Origin of the sequence: Streptomyces sp. NPDC018693 (assembly GCF_044391385.1) — a bacterium.
Lineage (GTDB): Bacteria > Actinomycetota > Actinomycetes > Streptomycetales > Streptomycetaceae > Streptomyces.
The window spans coordinates 613,514-631,754 of record NZ_JBIRZZ010000004.1; the positions used below are offsets into that span (position 1 = coordinate 613,514).

Sequence of the window (18,241 nt, forward strand, 5' to 3'; positions counted from 1 at the left end):
CCTACCTTTCGGTCATTCTCCGCAGCGGCTTTCGAGTGGAGGCCGACATCTCGTTCCAGCGGGTGGTGAGTTCGGCGACGGTCGGGGCGGTGAAGAGGATGCGCATCGGGATTTCCACGCCCATTTCCGCGCGTACCCGGGCCACCAGCCGGGTGGCCATCAATGAATGGCCGCCCAGGAGGAAGAAATCGTCGTCGAGACCGATGCGCTCGGCGCCCAGAACCTCGGCGAACAGCGCGCACAGCGTCTGTTCCCGGGGTGTGCGGGGAGCCCGGTACCCGTCCCCGGCCACCTCCGGGCGGGGCAGGGCGGAACGGTCGAGCTTGCCGTTGGGCGTCAGTGGCAGTTCCGTGAGTGTCACGAACGCGGCCGGGATCATATAGGCCGGCAGCCGCTCTCCGACCGCCTCCCGCAGGAGCTCCGTGGTGGGCGGCGCGGCGCCGGTCTCCGGGACCACGTACGCCACCAGCCGGCGGTCCCCCGGCCGGTCCTCGCGGGCGATGACGACAGCCCGGCGGACCGCGGGGTGCCGGGTCAGGGTGTGCTCGACCTCGGCGGGCTCGATCCGGTAGCCGCGCAGTTTGATCTGGTGGTCGGAGCGGCCGAGGTACTCCACCTCACCCGTGACCGTCCAGCGGGCGAGATCCCCGCTGCGGTACATCCGCGCGCCCGGTGGCCCGAACGGGCAGGCCACGAACCGCTCCGCGGTCATGCCCGGCCTGTCGTGGTAGCCGCGGGCCAGGCCCTCGCCGGCGATCCAGAGGTCACCGGCGGCGCCGGGCGGCACCGGGCGCAGCGCCCGGTCCAGCACGAGGATCCGGGTGCCGGCGACCGGGCCGCCGACGGAGGGAGGCATACCGGAGTGCCCGGGGAGCAGACGGGCGGCGGTGGCGTAGACGGTGGTCTCGGTCGGGCCGTAGAGGTTGGTGACCTCGGCGGCGTGCCGGCACAGGGTTTCGGCGAGCGTCAGTGGCAGGGCCTCGCCGGTGGAGATCACCCGCAGCCCGGTCAGACACTCCGGCGCGTGGGTGACCAGGCTCTGCCAGAGCGCGGGGGTGGCCTGCATGACGGTGACGCCGGACCGTTCGACGAGGTCGTGCAGTGCCGGCGGCTGGGTGATGTCGTCCTTGCCGGCCAGTACCACCCGGCCGCCGGCGAGCAGGGGCAGGAAGAGTTCCAGCGCGGCGATGTCGAACGCGACGGTGGCGCAGGCCAGCAACCGGTCGTCCGGCGTCAAGGTGAATCGATCCTGCATGCCGGTCAGCAGGATCGCCAGCGCACCGTGCCGGACCACCACGCCCTTGGGTGTCCCAGTGGAGCCGGAGGTGTAGATGACGTAGGCGGCGTGGTCGGCGCCGACCGGAACGCGCGGGCCGTCGGCAGGGTGAGGGGACCGGTCGGACAGGTCCACCCCGGCCAGCCGCTTCTCATCGAGGACCAGCACCGGTGCGCTGTCCGCGACCACGGCCCGCACCCGGGCGGCCGGATACTCCGGGTCCACCGGCACATACGTACCGCCGGCCTTCCACACGGCCAGCAGGGCCACCACCAGGTCGGCCGAGCGGGGCAGCAGCACCACGACCCGGGACTCCGGGCCCACGCCCTGCCCGGCCAGCCAGTGCGCCAGCCGGCCTGCCCGCTCGTCCAGCTCCCGGTAGGTCAGCCGGTGCCCGCGGAACTCGACACAGACCGTGTCCGGCGTCCGGGCCGCCCGCGCCGCGAGCAGGTCGGGGACGGTCCGCTCGGGGGGCGGGACCGCGGTGTCGTTCCAGCCGTGCAGCGCCTGTTCGCGCTCGGCGTCGGACAGCACGTCGAGCGCGCCGACAGTGGCCCGCGAACCGGCGGCGAACTGCCGCAGCACCCGCACCATCCGGTCGGCGAGCGCCTCCACGGCGGTCCGCTCGAAGACGTTGCGGCGGTACTGGAAGGAGATCCGCAACAACGGGTCGGCCGCCGCGATCACGGTCAGCGGATAGTGCGGCGGGGCGTACGGGCGGATACCGGTCACCACCGGTCGCGCCGACGCGCCGTCCGCCGCGTGGCCGGACCGGTCGACGGGGAACGACTCGAACACCACCAGCGTGTCGAACAGTTCGTTCAGCCCGGTCGCCCGCTGGATGTCGGCGAGCCCCACATGGTGATGGTCCAGCAGTCTCGCCTGGGCGTCCTGGAGCCGGCCGAGCACCTCCGGGACCGGGTCGGCCGGCGTCCATCGCACCCGCACGGGCACCGTGTTGATGAACAGGCCGATCGTGCTGTCCGCGCCCGGCAGCCCGGAGGGTCGGCCCGCGACCGTGGCGCCGAACAGCACCTCCTCGCCGCCGGTGAGCTGCGCCAGCACCATGGCCCACGCGCCCTGCACCAGGGTGTTGGTGGTGACGCCCCACTGCGCGGCGCGGCGGGCCAACCTGGTGGAGTCCTCGCCGGTGAGCGGCACGTCGATCTGTCCACTGCCGCTGCCGGTCGGCTGGGCCCCGGACGTCGTGGGCGCCAGCAGGGTCGGCTCCGCCACACCGGCGAGTTCCTCGGCCCATGCGCGGACGGAGCGTGCCGTGTCCTGCCGTGACAGCCAGCTCAGGAAGTCCCGGTAGCCGTGCGGGCGCGCCGGTGCGGTGCCGGCGCCGCCGGCCGTGTAGAGGTCCATCAGCTCGCGCTCGATGAGCGGCACCGACCAGCCGTCGAGCAGCACGTGGTGAGCGGTGAGGGCCAGTTCGGCGTGCCGGGGGCCGAGGGTGACGAGGGTCAGGCGCAGCAGCGGTGGGCTGTCCGGGCGGAAGCGGGCGTCCCGCTCCTCGGCGAGGATCTCTTCCAGCCGCGTGGCGGCGTCGGCCTCGCCGGTGAGGTCGAGGTGCCTCCAGGGCAGCGGGACGTCGTCCACGACGACCTGCACGGGCTCACCGGTGGCGCTCGACTGGAACGCGACCCGAAGGTTCGGGTGCCGGTCGAGCAGGGCCTGGCCCGCCGCCCGAAGGCGCGCCGGGTCCACCGGGCCTTCGAGCCGGAACACGAACTGCGTCTGGTACGCCTCGGACGCGCTCTGCGCGAGCATCGTGTGGTACAGCAGCCCGTCCTGCAACGGCGTGAGCGGCCATACGTCGCTGACGCGTCCGAAGCGCCGTCGCCAGTCGTCCAGTTCTTCCTGGCTGACGGTGACCAGCGGGACGTCGGACGGGGTCAGTCCCCGCCCGCCGGACTCGACCAGGCCCCGTAGGCCGCGCAGGGCGGCGCACCAGGTGCGCGACAGGGCGCGGACCTCGTCGGCGGTCAGAGCTCCGGTGGCAAAGGTGAACAGGGCGGTGAGGCGCGCGTCGTCGCCGGTGCCGGTCACCAGGGCGTTCAGTTCGAGCGCGCTGGGCGTCGGCATGTCCGCGGCGGGCACGGCGACCAACTCGGCCCATTCGGGTGCCGGGGTCCATCCGGACTCACGGGTGGCGTCCTGGCCGGGCGCCGGCTCCGGGCGTTCGAAGGAGAAACGGCCCAGGAAGTTGAATCCGATGTCGTCCGCCGGATACGGGCGCAGCAGCGACGCGGTGTCGTCGTTGACGTAGCGCAGCAGGGTGTAGCCGATGCCCTGGTCGGGCAGGGCCCGCCGCTGCTCCTTCACCCGCTTCAGGGCGTCACCGGCGGCGGCTCCTCCGGTGATCGCGGCGTCGACGTCGATCCCCGAGACGTCGAGGCGTACGGGGGTGACCGTGGTGAACCAGCCGACCGTGCGGGACAGGTCCGCACCCGGCACCAGCTCCTCCTGCCGGCCGTGCCCTTCAACCCGTACGACCGCCGTGCCGTCGGTCAGACCGCGCCGTTCCCGGGCCAGCGCGAGGACGAGGGCGGTGAGCAGGACGTCGTCCGCGCCGCTGCGGTAGGCCGCGGGGACGGAGGTGAGGATCGCGTTCGTGAGGTCGGCCGGGAGTTCCACCCGGACGGTGCCGGTGGTGGAGGTGAGGTCCCGGCCGGGGTCGAGCGGCCGGGAGCCCACGGGTGCGACGGGGGCCGCGAGCAGGTCGCGCCACAACGCCACCTCCGCCACCCGTTCAGGGCGGGCCGCCTCGTCGGCCAGGGCGTGCAGCCATCGGCGCAGGGAGGTGCCCACCCGCGGCAGTGCGGGGGTTCGGCCTTCCTGGACCTGGCGCCAGGCCGCGGCCAGGTCGGGCAGCAGCACCCGCCAGGACATGCCGTCGACGACCAGGTGGTGGGCCACGACCAGCAGCCGTCCGGGCCCGCCCGTGGCCCCCCGGAACCAGACCAGCCGGAGCATCTGCCCGGCCCGGGCGTCGATGTGCCGCACGGCCTCGGCGGCCTCGGCGCGCAGGTGGGTCTGCCACGCCTCGCCGTCCCAGTCCCCCGGGCAGTCCACCCGGCCGACGAGCGTGCCGGCGTCCACGGTGCCGGGTGGCTGCACCAGCAGGCCGTCGTCCGTCAGCCGTGAGCGCAGGACGTCGTGCCGGTCCAGGACGCAGCGCAGGGCCGCGGTGAGGTCGGGGAGGTCGACGGCTGCGGGCAGCTCCAGCACCAGCCACTGGGCGAGGCGGTCCAGGCCGGGGCCGCGCTCGGCGTACAGCCGGGCCATGGGGGGCAACGGCAGCAGGCCGACGCCCCCGCCCTCGGGTTCGGCGAGTGCGGCCGGGGCGTTGTCGCGGGTCGCGGCCTGTGCGAGCGCGGCGACGGTGCGGCACTCGAACACGGTGCGCGGGCTGAACGCGAGACCGCCTGCACGGGCGCGGGCCACCACCTGGATGGCCCGGATGCTGTCGCCGCCCAGAGCGAAGAAGTCGTCGTCCACTCCGATGTCGCTCAGGCCGAGCACCTCCGCGAAAGCGGCGGCCAGGAGGCTCTCGTCACCGGTCCGGGGCGGCCGGTGGGCACGGCCGGTGATCTCCGGCTCGGGCAGCCCGGCCCGGTCCAGCTTGCCGTTCGCGGTCACCGGCATGCGGTCCAGCGCGACGAAGGCGGCGGGCACCAGGTGGGCGGGCAGCCGGGCCGCGACGAAGCCCCGCAGCTCGGCGAGGTCCAGACCGGCGTGCAGATCCCAGTCGGTGCCGGCCGGGCCGCTGCCGCCGGAGGTGGCCGGAACGACGTAGGCGACGAGCTGTGCGGCTCCGTCCGCGCCTCGGCCGGGCCGGGCGACGACGGCCGCCCTGAGCACGCCGGGGTGGTCGGTCAGCGTGTCCTCGATCTCCTGGGGCTCGACCCGGAAGCCGCGGATCTTCACCTGGTGGTCGGCGCGGCCGGCGAACTCCAGCTCGCCCTCGGCGTTCCAGCGCGCCAGGTCGCCGGTCCGGTACATGCGCCGCCCGGGTTCCCCGAAGGGGCAGGCCACGAAGCGCTCCACGGTCAGGCCCCTGCGGTCGTGGTAGCCCCGGGCGAGTCCGGCGCCCGCGATGTAGAGGTCGCCGAAGACGCCGGGCGGCAGCGGTCGCAGCCGGCTGTCGAGGACGTAGAGCGCGGTGTTCCAGATCGGGGTGCCGATCGGTACCGTGCTCGCCCCGGGCCTGTACTGCCACGCGGTGACGTCCACGGCCGCCTCGGTCGGCCCGTACAGGTTGTGCAGCGGCACGCCGAAGGTCCGGTGGAACCGCGCGGCCAGCTCGGCCGGCAGCGCCTCTCCGCTGCACACGACGCGGCGGAGACCGGTGCACGCGGCAGCCGTCTCCTCGGTGACGAACTCGGCCAGCATCGACGGGACGAAGTGCGCCGTCGTGACGCCGGCCCGCCGGATCACCTCGGCGAGGTAGTCCGGGTCGCGGTGCCCGTCCGGCCGGGCGACCACCAGGGTGGCGCCGGTGATCAGCGGCCAGAAGAACTCCCAGACGGACACGTCGAACGAGGCGGACGTCTTCTGCAGGACCCGGTCGGTGCCGTCGAGCCGGAAGCGATCCTGCATCCAGAGCAGCCGATTGACGATCGCGGCGTGCGTGACGACGACGCCCTTGGGCCGTCCGGTCGATCCCGACGTGTAGATCATGTACGCGGGGTGGTCGACCCGGTGCGGGGCGGAGGTGACGGGCCCTTCGGTGAGCGGCGCGTCGTCGACCATGATGACGGGGACATCCGTCCGGGGCAGCCGGTCCGCGGTGTCCTTGACCGTGAGCAGCAGCGCGGGTCCGGCGTCGGCGAGCATGAACTCCACCCGCGCGGCCGGGTAGTCCGGATCGACGGGGACGTAGGCGGCGCCCGCCCTGAGGACCGCGAGCAGCGCGACGACCAGTTCCGGGGAACGGGGTACCGCGACCGCGACGAACCGCTCGGGCCCTGCGCCGCGCTCGGTGAGCAGGCGGGCGAGCCGGCCGGACCTCTCGGCCAGTTCCCGGTAGGTCGTCCGGGAGTCCTCGAAGGTCAGCGCGACGGCGTCCGGGGTGGCGTCGGCCTGCCGGTCCAGCAGTTCGGTCAGGGTCGCCGAAGGCGGGGTCACCGTGAGTCCGGCGTACTCGGTGAGCAGCGCGCGGCGTTCGCAGGGGTGCAGCGCGGTGACGGTCCCGACCGGGGCGTGCGGGTCGGCCAGGGCCGTCCGCAGGAACGTCACGAACCGCTCGGCGAGCCCGGCGATGTCCTGGTCGTCGTACTCGGCCCGCGGCGCATCGAACCGGACGTACAGGTCGCTGTCGGCCCTTCCGTCGGTGTAGACGCAGACCATCACCTCGTCGATCACGCCGAAGGTGCCACCGGCGAAGTGGGCTGAGGCGCCCGCCAGGTCGAGCGCTTCGACGGAGGGGAGCACGTTGACGACGGCGCCGAACGGGCTGCGCGCGTCTCCGGCGTGGCCGGTGGCCCGCTTGATCAGGGATATGTCGTGCCGGGCGTGCCGCAGGACACGGCGCCGCTCCCGGCCGAGCGCCTCGGCCAGTTCCACGAAGTCGGCCGCGGGGTCCACCCGCGAGCGCAGCGGCACCCGGTTGGAGAGCAGGCCGAGGGAGCGGCGCAGTGCGCCGACGCGGTGATTGACGGTGATGGTCAGCAGCGGCTCGGACAGACCGCACAGGTGCCCCAGAAACGCGGTGGCGGCCGAGGCGATCAGGTCGGGCACCGAGGTCCCGGCCGCGGTGGAGGCGTGTTCCCATGCGGCGAGTTCGGCGGCCGGGACCGTCGCGGTGCGGGTGGACATCCGCTGCGGTGCGGTGAGGCCGTCCCAGTACCCGGGCTCGCCGGCGGCGGCGCCGGGACGGACACCGGCGGGCAGACGGGCGGCGGGCAGGTCTCCGGCGAGGTAGTCGGGCCAGAACCGCTCGGCGTCGGCGAACCGCGTCGACGCCCGGTAGGCAGCGTCCTTCGCCGCCGCGTCCTCCGGCGGGTTCGGGGCGCCCTCCGGCAACGCGGAGCCGGCGCGCAGCGCGCGGTAGATCTCGGCGATCCGCCGGGACAGCAGGGTGAGAACGCCGAACGCGTCAGTGAGGATGTGGTGGAAGACGAGCACGAGCAGGTGACGGCCGGGGCCCAGCCGGATGGAGCCGATCCGCAGCAGCGCGTCCTCGGTCAGGTCGAAGGGCCGGCGCACGAGATCGGCGACGACGGCGCGGGCCGCGTCGGCGGGGTCGGCGGCGTCGCCGACGTCGAGGCGGAACGGCTCCCACGCCCCGAGGTCCCGGGCGACCGGCCGCAGTCCGTCGTCGTCGCGGCGGAAGTTCACTTTCAGCGCGTCGGCTTCCGCCACCGCCGCCCGCAGGGCCTCGGCCAGCAGGGCAGTGTCCAGGTCACCGTCGATGTCCCAGAGAGTCGCCACGTTGTTCGGTACGTCAGGGGTGAACTCCTGCGCGAGCCACATGGCTTCCTGCGCGGATGTGACGCCGGTGCAACGCATCCAAATGCCCCCAGCAAAGTGGTGTCCCGGTCAACGGCCCTTCGACGTGCCGATGCTTGTCGCGGCCCCTGTGGTTGAACAACTGCGATGAAAGATGTTGGCCAGAGATCGAAAAGGAATTGGCCATCAGCCGAAACAGCTCCGAAACACAGCGCGGGCGGCGTCCGTCCGCAGCCCGCCACAACCGCCCGGAAGGCCGTCCCTCGCTCGATCCGGTCGTTCCGACGGCCGTCCTCCGCCTGCTAGCGCGGCTCCTCGGCCGTCGCGGCCGGGCTCCGGTTGTCGTGCGCGCTGGTCCGGATCACCTGGGCGACGGTCAGCTCGTAGGCGGAGTACCAGTGCTTCCTGCCCATGTGCTGCGCCACCTGGTGCTCGGGGTCGCAACGCCACTTGTCCAAGGTCTCCTCGTCGCGCCACAGCATGACGGCGAGACGTTCACCGTCCTCCCCGGTGTAGTGCTTGACCTCCACCGGGTCGGATCCGGCGATGGCGCGCACCCGCTCCTGCATCCGCTCCTCGGTGGCGTAGTACTCCTCGCCGGCCTGCTCGGACAGGTGCGACTTGAACAGGATCACGAACATCCGGAGTCCTCCAGGGTGGCTGTGGTGGGGGCGGGGGGAGGGGTGCAGGCGCGCAGTCGGTCGTCGGGCGCCGAGACCAGTTCGGTGCCGTACCGGGCCAGCAGATCCGCCACGAGCCGGTCCAGACGCCGGTCGTCGCGCAGTACGGAGGCGTAGCTCTCCTCGCTGAAGGCGCACCGTTCGTACAGCGGCACGAACCGGTCGGGGAAGAGGGCCGTCAGCCGCCCGCGCAGCACGTCCGGGGCGGTCTCCTCGCGAGGTGGGTTGGCCATGGTGAAGTAGTGCCGGTAGGAGAGCCGGGAGATCGCGTCGGCGTCCTCGGTCCGCGACTTCTCGTAGGCTGCCAGGCCCGCCGCCATGTCGGCGGAGGCGTCGAGGCAGTCGACGAGGACCCGGGCGTCCTCGAAGCCGCAGTTCATGCCCTGTCCCATGAAGGGCGCCATCGCGTGACAGGAGTCACCGAGCAGCGCGAAGGTGTCTTGCCAGACCCATCGGTCGCAGCGGACGGCCGTGAGGGTCGAGACGGCCTTGGTGGCCAGCTGGTCCGCGATGTCGGGGATGATCGCGGTCGGTTCGGGAAAGTGGGCGGCGAACATCTCGGAAAGGTCCTGGCCGCCGCGGGCCGCCGCGTAGGACGGGGCGGGGCCGTCGAGACGCATGAACAAGGAGCCGGAGAGCTTCCCCGACGGCAGGGGGTGCGCGGCGAACATCGCCTTCCCGGTGGGCCAGTAGTGCGTGATGGTCGGGTCCAGCCGGCCGGCCGGTACGTCGATCTCCTGGTAGGCCAGGTCCAGCTTGCGCACCTCGACCCGGGCGCCCCGCGCCTCCAGGGCGGCCCGGGCGGCGGAGTGCGCGCCGTCGCAGCCGAGGACCCGGCGACACGTCAGCCGGCGCGAGCCGTGCCGGTCCTCCACCAGCACCGCGGGTTCGTCCAGGTCCACCGAGCGCACCCGCTGCCCGAAGCGGATGCGCACACCGGGGGTCGCCTCGGCGGCGTCCAGCAGGATCTGGTGCAGCCGCCGGCGCTCCACCGCCCAGATGGGCTGTCCGTCCCGGCTGTAGGGAGTCAACCGCGTCCGGCCGTCGGGCAGGTGCCCGCAGCGTCCGTGCAGGGGGACGCATATCCGGCGCACGGCGTCCGCGACGCCCAGGTCCGACAGGGCGCGCCAGCCGCGCGCCGACAGCATCACGACGAGTGACCGGCGCTCTGGACCGGGCTCAAGTCTGGGGTCCGCCCGCTTCTCCAGCAGGGTGACCGGTCCGAAGCGGGGGGCGAGGTAGCAAGCCGTGACCGCGCCCACCAGACCAGCCCCTACGATGACGGTCTCCGGGTTCGCGTCCGTGCGGTTCGTGCCGTCGCCGTTCATGCTGTGCCCGCCCCTCGTCCGTTGTTCCGCCCGCAGTTCCGTGGTCGTGTCCGCGTCCGCACCTCGCTACGGCCGCCGCAGTTCCGTCAGGACCACGGTGCCCACCTCCTTCGTGCTGAGGGATCCGCCGAGATCGGGGGTGACGCGGGCGGTCGCCACGGCCGCGGCGACCGCCCGGCGGACCGCGTCCGCCTCCTCGGTCCGGCCCAGGTGCTCGGCCAGCAGGGCCACGGAGAGGATCGCCCCGAACGGGTTGGCGGTGCTGGTACCCGCGATGTCCGGGGCGCTGCCGTGCACGGGCTCGAAGAGGGCTTGTCCGGTCACGGGGTTGAGATTCGCCGACGCCGCGACGCCCAGGCCGCCGGCGAGCGCGGCCGTGAGGTCGCTGAGGATGTCGCCGTAGGAGTTGTTGGTGACGATGACGTCGAAGGCGGTGGGATCGGTGGCCAGCCGCAGGGCGGCGGTGTCCACGTAGAGGTGGGACGTCTCGACGTGCGGGTGCCGTGCGACCGCCTCGCTCCAGCACCGCTGCCACAGCTGCCCGCCGTTGCGGACGGCGTTGGCCTTGTCGACGAGGCACACCGACCTGCGCGCCACGGAGAAGGCGAAATCCAGGACGCGGGACACGCCTTGACGGGTGCTGAGGTCCACGTCGATGGCGATCTCCTGGGGGGTCCCGGTGCGCGTACCACCGCCGATGCCGCTGTAGAGCCCCTCGGTGTTCTCCCTGACGATCACGCAGTCGATCGCCCGGCGGGCCGGGTCACGCAGCGGACTGAGCCTGTCGTGCCAGAGTCTGGCGGGCCGGTAGTTGACGTAGAGGTCGAGTTCGAGACGCAGGGTGGTGAGGACAGCGCGCACGTAGGCGGTGTCGCTGAGCCGGGGATCGCCGACCGCGCCGAGGAGCGCCGCGTCGCTGGACCTGATCCTGTCGAGGTCGGCTCCGGTCAGGGCCGTTCCGGTGCGCAGGTACGTTTCCGCGTTGACGTGGTCCAGGACGTCCGTCCGCGCCCCGAGGCCGAGGGCGTCGAGGACGTCCAGCGCCGGCTCGATCACCTCGGGGCCGATGCCGTCACCGGGGATCACGGCGATGGTGGTCAAGGCCGCCTCACTTCCGGCCCTGGCTCAGCACGTCCGCGACGAGTTCCGCGACGTCGGCCGTCACATGGAAGTGCCCGCCCGGCCGCGCGGTTTCCGTGAAGCCGCCGGAGGTGACGCCCGCCCACCCCGCCAGCTGGGCCTGCTCCACCAACGGGTCGCCCTCGCCGTGGTAGCAGCGCACGGGGCAGGACAGCGAACGGGTGCCCGGGCGGGGCCGGTAGGTCGCGTGGGCCCGCAGGTCCGAGCGGATGACGGGCAGGAGGAGGTCGCGCAGCTCGGCGTTCTCGGCGATCGCGGGTTCGATGCCGCCCAGCGCGCACAGCGTCGTCCAGAACTCGTCGTCGGGTGCCAGGTGGATGCTTCTGTTGTTCATCCGTCCGGGCGGCAGAGCGGCGGACACGCAGAGCGCCAGGGGTTCCTCGCCGGCGTCCCGCAGCAGCAGGGCGGTCTCGTAGGCGACCAGCGCGCCCAGACTGTGCCCGAACAGTATGTCGTCGCCCGGCGGCAACCGCAGCAGCTCCGCCGCCACGCAGCCCGCCATCGCGGCCACGTCGTCCACGGGCGGCTCTCCGAAGCGGTCGCCGCGGCCCGGGTACTGGACGGCCATCAGCGACACACCGGGCGGCACCGCGGCGGACCACTCGCCGAAGACGATCCCCGAGCCCCCCGAGTGCGGGAAGCACACCACGCGTACGCCGAGCGGATCACCGATGGTCATCGACCGCACCCATCCGCGTTCCCGTATCCGGCTCATCCTCTTCGCCCTCCTGGCCGGCCGTCGTTCCGTCCGCACCATGTTTTCCACTCGCCGCGGATTCGCGTGGCCGGCGACAGATGTCGGCAAGAGATCGGGGGGCGGCGGACCGCGACGCTGAGGATGCCAAGGGAAAGGACAGCAAGGACCGCAGGCACGCCGGCGCACGGCACCGGGCTCACGTCGCGCGCGGACGTCGCGCACCACCGCACCGGACACCGCCCGCCACCGCCTGGAGGCACCCGCCCTCCGGCCGCTTGGCCGCCGGCCCGCGGCCGGGACGGACCGAGCGCACCCGCGGCTCCACCCGGACCTCCGCGCCCCCTCGATCCACGCCTCGACCGACCGCTGAAAGGGAACGCGATCATGCTTGACGGTTTTGTGCACTGGCCCGAACGGCTCGCGGCGGAGCTGCGCCGGACAGGGGTCTGGCTCGGCCGGCCGATCGGTGACTTGTTGCACGAGTCGTGCGAACGGAACGCCGAGCGGGTGGCCGTGGTGTGCGGCGAACGCCGGATGACCTACGCGGAGCTGTCCCGGCGGGCGGAGGGGTTGGCGGGCGGCCTGATCGGACTGGGCATCAAGCCCCTGGACCGGGTGGTGGTGCACCTCCCCAACGTCCCGGAGTTCGTCGTCCTGGTCTTCGCGCTGCTGCGGGCCGGAGCCATCCCCGTGCTGGCGCTGCCCGGTCACCGCAGGGCCGAGATCACGCATCTGTGCGCTCACTCCGGCGCTGTCGCCTATGTGGTGAAGGACGAGTTCGGCGGGTTCGACTACCGCACGATCGCCCGGGAGATCCCGTCGGTCCCGCACGTGATCGTCAGCGGCGACGCCCAGGAGTTCACACAGCTGGAGTCGCTGGGCGCCCAGGACGTCGCGCTACCCCGGGTGGACGCGTCCGACCCGGCTCTGTTCCTGCTCTCCGGTGGCACCACCGGACTGCCGAAGCTGATTCCCCGGACCCACGACGACTACGAGTACGTCATGCGGGCCAGCGCGAAGGCGATGGAGGTGGGCCCGGAGGTGGTGTACCTGGCCGTCAACCCGGTCGCGCACCAGGCGGCCCTCGCCTGTCCGGGCGTGTTCGGCAGTCTGCTGTTGGGCGGGAAGGCGGTCCTCACGTCGAGCGTGCGGCCCGATGACGTCTTCTCGCTGATCCGCCGCGAGGGGGTCACGGTGACCACGGTCGTGCCCTCGGTGCTGCGGCTGTGGGCCGATTCCGGACGACCGCCCGGCGAACTGTCCCGCCTGCTGATCCAGGTGGGCAGCGCGCCGCTCGACCCGGCCCTGGCGCGCCGTGCGGCCCAGGTGCTGGGCTGCCGGATCCAGCGGTGGTACGGCATCAGCGAGGGGCTGCTGACCCACACCCGGCTCGACGACCCGGAGGAGGTGGCCGTCGACACGGACGGCCGCCCGATGTCACCGGGTGACGAGGTCCGGATCGTCGACGAGTCGGGGAACCCCGTGCCCGATGGGGAGGCGGGCGAGATGCAGGTACGGGGGCCGTACACCATCCGCGGGTATTACCGGGCCCCCGAGGAGAACGCCCGCTCGTTCACGCCGGACGGCTTCTTCCGCACCGGCGACCTCGTCCGGCGCCGGCCGGACGGCAACATCATGATCGTCGGCAGGATCAAGGACGTCATCAACCGGGCCGGCGAGAAGGTCTCCGCGGAGGAGGTGGAGCGGCAGCTGCGCACCCACCCCGCCGTGCAGGACGCGGCCGTGATCGGCGTGGCGGACACCGTGCTCGGCGAACGGACCTACGCGTTCGTCGTCCTCAACGAGGCGGACGTCCGCCCGTCGGCCATGAAGGAGTTCCTCAGGGGCCGCGGCCTGGCCGCCTACAAGATCCCCGACCGGCTGATACCGATGCCGCAGCTTCCGCGTACACCGATGGGGAAGGTCGACAAGAAGGCACTGCGCGCAGGAATCGCCGCCTCGGAACGCTGACGATGCCCGCGCGGGACGGATTCTGCGTCCGTTCCGCGCCTGCCTCGGCCGGTTGACCACCGCATCCGGCTGGGATCCCACCGGGCACTGGGACCTGCCCGGCCCGATCCACGAGGCGTGAATCCCGTACGCGCCAGGTGACCGGACGGTCCATGACACGGGAGCACCGGCCCGTGGGGGTCATCGTCCCGCCCTCGTGCTGCGGCGTCGGCTACTTCCGGCCGCTCAGGCGTGCCCTCGGTGACCGGATCGAGTTCCGTCCCGTCGATCTGCCCGGCCACGGGCGCCGGTTCGAGAAGCCGTGCCTGGTCACGGCGGACGCCGCCGTGCGCGACGCGGCCGGGCAGCTCGGTCGTCCGGTCGACGCCGTGTACGGCGGGAGCCTGGGTGCGTACGTCGCCCTGGCGGTGGCGGCGACGCCCCGGCAACCGCGGCCGCCGCTGCTGTTCGCCGCGTCCGACTCACCTCCGCCGGCCCGGTGCCGACGGCCGGCGCCTTCCGTCTGATCCGGGACGACCCGTGCCCGGCCGGATCCTTCGTCACCGGGCACCGGGACACCCGTTCAGCCCAGCGACATCCGGGGCATCGCCGGGCTGAACGACACCGCTTCCTCGGACCCACCGCCTGGTCGCGGCACACGAGGCCGACCGCTCGGTGCTCGACGCGCCTTCCGCGCGGACGACCGGGCCGACCCACGGTGGTACGACCTGCCCCGCTCCTTCCCCCAGCTCGCCGCCCGCACCCGGGCAGCTTCCGCCTGCCTCACCCCTGGTGCGGGACGAGGGCAACCGGGCAGTCGGCGTGGTGCAGCAGCGTGTGTCCCACATGGCCGAGTTGCGGCCCGATATGCCCGTGCCGCCGCCGCGCCCCGACGACGAGCAGGTCGGCCGCCGCCGACCGGGCCAGCAGCTCCTGGCGCGCGGAGCCCTCGATCACCGCCCGCCGCACCACGGGGTGGGCGAGAGCTTCGGGAAGGTCGTCCACGGCGGCCAAGGTGTCGTCGAGGAGTACGGACGCCTCCTCCTCCCGCTGGTGGGCCGGGTCGCCCCGCAGGAGCGGATACGGTGCCGCCCTGTGGGCGGGGCCGCGCCAGACACGTACGGCCTCCAGCACACTGCCGCGCACCGCGGCCTCGCGGAACGCGAACCGGGCGGCCGCGGGACCCGTGGCAGGGCCGCCGACGCCCAGGACGACGCGGGCGTTCGCCACGTCCCTGTTGCGCAGGCTGCCCCGTACGACGACGACCGGGCAGGGGGCGCGGGCCGCGAGGGAGAGGCTGACCGAACCGAGCAGCAGTTCCTTGACCGGGCCCCTGCCCCGGGCCCCGGTCACGACGGCGGTGGCCGTGCCCGCCTCCCGCAGCAGGGCCGACACGGCGTCCTGCGCTGCCACACCGGTGCTGATCTCCAGCGTCGCGCTGCGCCGCCGGGCCCGGTCGGCGGCCTGCGCCACGACGCCCTCGGCCAGGTCGTGCTCGCTCACCACCTCCGGGACAGTCCCCGGAGTCTCCGCGAGAGCAGCCGCCTCGTACCGCTCGGACAGCGAGGCGTGCACGATCCGGAGCGGCAGGCCGTGCCGCACCGCCTCGTCGACGGCCCAGTCCACCGCCAGCAGAGCGGTCTCCGACCCGTCGACGCCCACGACCAGAGGCAGTTCCATCGCCCCACCGCCTTCCCCACGACGGCACGTTCTCATTCTCCCACCGCTCGGCCCTGAGTGGCCGGCCTCGTCCGACCCGCCGGGCTTGATGTCGTGCACGCGGGCGTGGATGTCGGGGGCGTGGGCCCGGGAGGCGGTGAAGCAGGGGTTCTGCCGTTCGGCGAGCCGGCGCAGTACGACCGCGCCCTCGGTGAAGGGCAGCGGCCTGCGGCCGTGGAAGACGTCGTGGACGAACACGGGTGTGCCGGGCCGCGGGCGCAGGAAGTCGGTGTTGTCGGGGACCTTCTCCAGGTGGTGGACCAGCCGTGGAAGGTGCCGATCTCCGCACCGACCGGCACCGGGACCAGGGCGAGGGCGCGCAGCCCGTCGACGGCACGGTCGCGGTGCGCGGGGGTGCGCGCGTCGACGCGGTCCGCGGCGGCCACCGCCGTGCGATGCGGCCGAGGAACCGTTCGAGCCGGGGCGCCCCCTGCTCGGCGAGGCGGCCGGTGGCGGCGTCGTAGCCCACCCCGACCGGCGGTCGGCGGCGCGGGCGAGCTCTCGGCCGCGTTCGGCGGTGAGCGCGCGTGCGTTGGCGGCGTACCGCAGCTCGGGCGGGGCGCCGTCGAGGTTGCCCGCGACCAGCGGATGACGGGTGGCCAGCAGTTCGCGCTGACCGTCCGTCAGCGCGGCGAAGAACCGTGCGACATCCGCCGGCGGGCCGGTGACCGCGGTCTGCACCTCGCCCCACGCCCAGCCCACCGTGCCCGCGGCCACCGTCATGACGAGCGCGCAGACGGCCAGGGCGCGCTTGAAGCGCCGCATGCTGTGTCTTCCCTGTGTCCGTCCGCCGCCGCTGCGGCCGCCGGTCGGCGGGAAGGTCGGGAAGGTAGGGAGGCGGCGCGGCGCCCGGCGTCGCACCGGGGAGCCAACTCTCGTATGACACCTGGGTAGGGGGCGGGCGTGCCGCGCCCCCCGGTGTCGAGGCGGTGCAAGAGGCCCTGGCCGGTGCGTCAGAATGGCGTGTGAACTGGCGCGTGATGGCTGGTCGGTGCCGCGCATCCGCGTGACGCTGCCGTGCGTCGGGAACGGAACGAGAGACAGGAGCCGATCGTGCGGGCACGTGATCTGGCGGTGGAGTACGAGACGGTCGGGGTCGACACCGACGCCATGGAGGCGGCGCGGCTGATGGCGGAGCAGCGTCTGCCCGCGCTGCTGGTGCTGGACGAGGACGGGGCGCCGAAGGCGATCCTGCCCGCCTCGCAAATGATCAAGATCCTGGTGCCGCCGTACGTCATCGACGACCCGACCCTGGCCGCGGTCGTCGACGAGCGTCACGCCGACCGGCTCTGCCAGACGCTGGCGGGCCGCAAGGTGCGCGACTGCCTCTCCAGGAGCCTGCCCGCGCCGCCGGTCGCCGAGCCGGACGCCACCGCGCTGGAGGTCGCCGCGCTCATGGCGCAGGTGCGCAGCCCGCTGGTGGCGGTCGCGGACCGGGACAAGGCGGGTCAGCGGCTGCTGGGTGTGATCACCGCGGCTCATCTGCTGGAGCGGCTGCTGGGCATCCCCAGGTGATCTGAGGGCCCTCTGGCGCGTGCAACCTTGCCGGGCCCCGGCAATGTACGGGGCCCCTGGGGTGCACAGGACTGATCTGTCAAAGACGTATCAGCGGCATGTATGGTTCCCCCCGGTGTGCCGGGAAGTCTGGTCGGCGAGTCAGAGGACAGATCTCTCTCTTCCGATCGGGGACCCGTCATGGTCTTGGTGGTGGTGTTCGGCGTCGCGCTGATGATCGCGGTGCTGTTGTCCGGCCTGGCGGCGCGGACCGTGCTCTCCACCTCCTTCCTGTTCCTGGTCGGTGGTGCGCTGGTCAGCGACGGTTTCCTGGGGCTGATCCACATCACGCCGGACAGCGAGATCGTCGCCGTGACGGCCGACCTGGCGCTGTTCGCGGTGCTCTTCAACGACGGCCAGCACGTGTCGTTCGCCAAGCTGCGCGCGAACTGGCGCAACCCCGCCCGCGCCCTCGGCCTGGGCATGCCGCTGGCGTTCGTGTTCATGGCGTTGATCACGCACTTCGTGGTCGGCCTGGACTGGACGACGTCGTTCCTGGTGGGTGCGGTGCTCGCACCGACCGACCCGGTGTTCGCGTCCGCGATCGTGGGCCGCAAGGAGGTCCCCGCCAAGCTGCGTGAGCTGCTGAACGTGGAGAGCGGCATCAACGACGGTCTGGCCCTGCCGGTGGTGCTGGTGCTGATCGCGGCCGCCGGGCCCGCCGCCGGTCACGGGGACGAGGCGTCGTTCGGGACCATCGCCCTGGAGCTGGCGCTCGGCCTGGCCTTCGGTGTCGTCCTGCCGCTGCTGGTGAACTGGCTGGTCCGGTTCCGGCTGCTGGGCGCGGAGCCCAAGCTGCAGCCGCTGCTGCCGCTGGCCACCGGGATCATCCTGTACGCGGCCTGCCACCTCACGCACGCCAACCCCTACCTCGCGGCGTTCTCCGCCGGTGCGGTGCTGGCGGCGGTCTCCCCGGAGGCCAAGGACGCGTTCGAGCCGCTGGGCGAGGCGCTGGCCGAGCTGGCGAAGTTCGCCGCCCTGCTGGTGTTCGGCGCGCTGCTCACGCCTGCGCTCTTCGGCGACCTGTCCTTCGGCGGCTATGTGGCGGTGGTCCTGGCGATCGTGCTGATCCGGCCGGCGTCGATGCTGATCTCCCTGGTCGGCACCGAGTTCAACCGGCGGGAGAAGCTGACCGCGGCCTGGTTCGGACCGAAGGGGTTCGCCTCGGTGGTCTACGGCCTGCTGGTGCTGCAGTCCGGCATCCCGCAGGCTGAGGAGGCGTACACCCTGATCGCGATCACCATCGCGTTCTCGATCATCGCCCACAGCTCCACCGACGTCCCGATCGCCCGCGTGTTCGACGTCGAGGACCTCGTCGGGATCCCCGACGAGGACGACAAGGGCAACGACAAGAACGGCACGGACGGCAAGAACGGCAAGGACACCGACAACAGCGGCACCGACGCCCGCACCGCCTCCCCGACCCCCTGAGCAGGAACCC

Annotated in this window: 10 protein-coding genes; 4 read left to right on the plus strand and 6 right to left on the minus strand. The window is 73.0% G+C overall.

Features of this window, described 5'->3' with window-relative positions:
- Position 1: 1 nt before the first annotated feature.
- From ACH5AC_RS14655 to ACH5AC_RS14675, 5 genes are all read right to left on the minus strand, one after another.
- Positions 2 to 7,792, minus strand: coding sequence for an amino acid adenylation domain-containing protein (locus ACH5AC_RS14655; protein ID WP_398862107.1), 7,791 nt, complete (start codon positions 7,790 to 7,792; stop codon positions 2 to 4).
- A gap of 242 nt (positions 7,793 to 8,034) precedes the next feature.
- A complete protein-coding gene (locus ACH5AC_RS14660) occupies positions 8,035 to 8,373 on the minus strand; it encodes an antibiotic biosynthesis monooxygenase family protein (protein WP_398862108.1) in 339 nt (112 codons plus the stop codon).
- Positions 8,364 to 9,740, minus strand: a complete 1,377-nt coding sequence (locus ACH5AC_RS14665; protein ID WP_398862109.1) for an FAD-dependent oxidoreductase — start codon at positions 9,738 to 9,740, stop codon at positions 8,364 to 8,366. The genes ACH5AC_RS14660 and ACH5AC_RS14665 overlap by 10 nt, the downstream gene beginning before the upstream one ends.
- Before the next feature lie 66 nt (positions 9,741 to 9,806).
- Positions 9,807 to 10,841 carry an isocitrate/isopropylmalate dehydrogenase family protein gene (locus ACH5AC_RS14670; protein ID WP_398862110.1) on the minus strand — a complete coding sequence of 345 codons (1,035 nt, stop codon included), beginning with the start codon at positions 10,839 to 10,841 and terminating at the stop codon, positions 9,807 to 9,809.
- A 7-nt stretch (positions 10,842 to 10,848) separates the two neighbouring features.
- Complete coding sequence (locus ACH5AC_RS14675) at positions 10,849 to 11,595, minus strand: thioesterase II family protein (protein ID WP_398862111.1); 747 nt, start codon at positions 11,593 to 11,595, stop codon at positions 10,849 to 10,851.
- A 366-nt stretch (positions 11,596 to 11,961) separates the two neighbouring features.
- Between ACH5AC_RS14675 and ACH5AC_RS14680 the strand changes: the two genes are divergently transcribed.
- Entirely contained in the window at positions 11,962 to 13,548 is a 1,587-nt protein-coding gene (locus ACH5AC_RS14680; RefSeq protein WP_398862112.1) for a (2,3-dihydroxybenzoyl)adenylate synthase, read from the plus strand.
- Positions 13,549 to 13,700: 152 nt separating this feature from the next.
- On the plus strand, positions 13,701 to 14,054 hold the full coding sequence (locus ACH5AC_RS14685) for an alpha/beta fold hydrolase (RefSeq protein ID WP_398862113.1): 354 nt from the start codon (positions 13,701 to 13,703) through the stop codon (positions 14,052 to 14,054).
- Between the two features lie 256 nt (positions 14,055 to 14,310).
- Here the strand turns inward: ACH5AC_RS14685 and ACH5AC_RS14690 are convergent, their stop codons facing one another.
- On the minus strand, positions 14,311 to 16,011 hold the full coding sequence (locus ACH5AC_RS14690) for a universal stress protein (RefSeq protein WP_398862114.1): 1,701 nt from the start codon (positions 16,009 to 16,011) through the stop codon (positions 14,311 to 14,313).
- Positions 16,012 to 16,299: 288 nt separating this feature from the next.
- On the opposite strand from ACH5AC_RS14690, the gene ACH5AC_RS14695 reads away from it, so the two are divergent.
- Both ACH5AC_RS14695 and ACH5AC_RS14700 read left to right on the plus strand, forming a co-directional pair.
- Positions 16,300 to 16,761, plus strand: coding sequence for a CBS domain-containing protein (locus tag ACH5AC_RS14695; RefSeq protein ID WP_398862115.1), 462 nt, complete (start codon positions 16,300 to 16,302; stop codon positions 16,759 to 16,761).
- A gap of 180 nt (positions 16,762 to 16,941) precedes the next feature.
- On the plus strand, positions 16,942 to 18,231 hold the full coding sequence (locus ACH5AC_RS14700) for a cation:proton antiporter (RefSeq protein ID WP_398862116.1): 1,290 nt from the start codon (positions 16,942 to 16,944) through the stop codon (positions 18,229 to 18,231).
- The last annotated feature ends 10 nt before the right edge of the window (positions 18,232 to 18,241 follow it).